1 pseudogene is annotated in these 627 nt (G+C 73.7%); it reads right to left on the bottom strand.

From position 1 onward, the window contains the following. Positions 1-627 (bottom strand): annotated as a pseudogene (locus GTP77_RS29810) (glycosyltransferase); the annotation flags it as partial.

Genomic DNA, 627 nt, shown 5'->3' with positions numbered 1-627 from the left:
CGTCGCCGGCCACCCGGTCCAGCGGCCGGCGCGGCAGCGTCACCACCTGCCAGTCCTGCGCGGCGTCCGGGCCGTACCACTGGCTGGCCAGCGCGCGCGCGTAGTCGGAATGGACGATCACGCCGGCCGCCTGCGCCAGCACGGCGGCGTTGGCCGGATGGTCCCAGATGGCGGCGGTGCGGTCGCGCTGCAGCGCGTCGAGCGCGCCGTAGCCGTGCGCCTGGTACAGGGCGCGCGGGAACAGGCCGGGCTGGCCGCCGCTGTGGTCCAGCCAGTCCACCACGCCGGACAGGTAGAAGTCGTGCAGTATCACCACGCCGGGATGGCGCTGCAGCATGGCGAACATATAGCCGTGCATCGGGTTGTTGCCGAAGTGGTAGACGATGCGGTCGAACTGCTGCGCGTGGGCGTCGAACCAGGCCGGGCTGCGCAGCGGGAAATTGGCGGCGATGTGGGGCGCGCCGATGGCGCCCTGTTCGGCCACGATCTCGATGTCGTAGTAGCGCGCCAGCGCCGGCAGCACGTCGGCGCTGTAGTCGGCTATGCCGGATTGCTCCGGCGGCAGGGGCGACAGGTAGGCCAGGCGCGGGCGGCGCGGCGCCGGCGCCGCGCCCGCGTGCCGGGCGG

The organism is Pseudoduganella aquatica (genome assembly GCF_009857595.1).
Classification (GTDB): Bacteria; Pseudomonadota; Gammaproteobacteria; order Burkholderiales; family Burkholderiaceae_D; genus Rugamonas; species Rugamonas aquatica_A.
Note: the sequence above shows the minus strand (reverse complement) of the source record. Positions and strands in the feature narration are given on the sequence as shown.